Source organism: Brachybacterium hainanense (assembly GCF_042434575.1).
Classification (GTDB): domain Bacteria; phylum Actinomycetota; class Actinomycetes; order Actinomycetales; family Dermabacteraceae; genus Brachybacterium; species Brachybacterium hainanense.
On sequence record NZ_JBHLSV010000059.1, the window covers coordinates 1 to 532 of the forward strand.

Here is a 532-nt window from a genome sequence, read left to right on the forward strand (position 1 = left end):
ATTCCCCAAATTTCCACCGGGGATATGCTGCGCACCGCCATCAAGGACGGCACTGAGCTGGGGCTCAAGGTCAAGGAGATCATGAACAGTGGTGGGCTGGTGTCCGACGAGATCATCATCGACCTGGTCAAGGAGCGCATCAGCCAGCCGGACTGCGCCAACGGTTTCCTGTTTGACGGATTCCCCCGCACCATTCCTCAGGCCGATGCCATGAAAGAAGGCGGCGTGAAACTCGATCACGTGTTGGAAATCGCCGTGCCGGACGAAGAGATCGTCAGCCGCCTGGCCGGACGTCGCGTTCACCCCGCCTCGGGCCGTGTCTACCACATCGATCACAATCCGCCCAAAGAGCCGGGCAAGGACGATGTCACCGGGGAAGCCCTGATCCAACGGGAAGACGATCAGGAGTCTACCGTGCGCAACCGCCTGTCGGTGTACCACGACCAAACGGCTCCGCTGGTGGACTACTACCAGCAGTGGGCCAAAGAGGACCCGGCCGCTGCACCCCAGTACCACCGTGTGGAAGGGGTGG

Annotated in this window: 1 protein-coding gene; it reads left to right on the forward strand. The window is 61.7% G+C overall.

Features of this window, described 5'->3' with window-relative positions:
* Positions 1-24: 24 nt before the first annotated feature.
* On the forward strand, positions 25-532 hold a 508-nt coding region (adk, locus tag ACFFF6_RS19925; RefSeq protein WP_376983271.1), incomplete at its 3' end, for an adenylate kinase.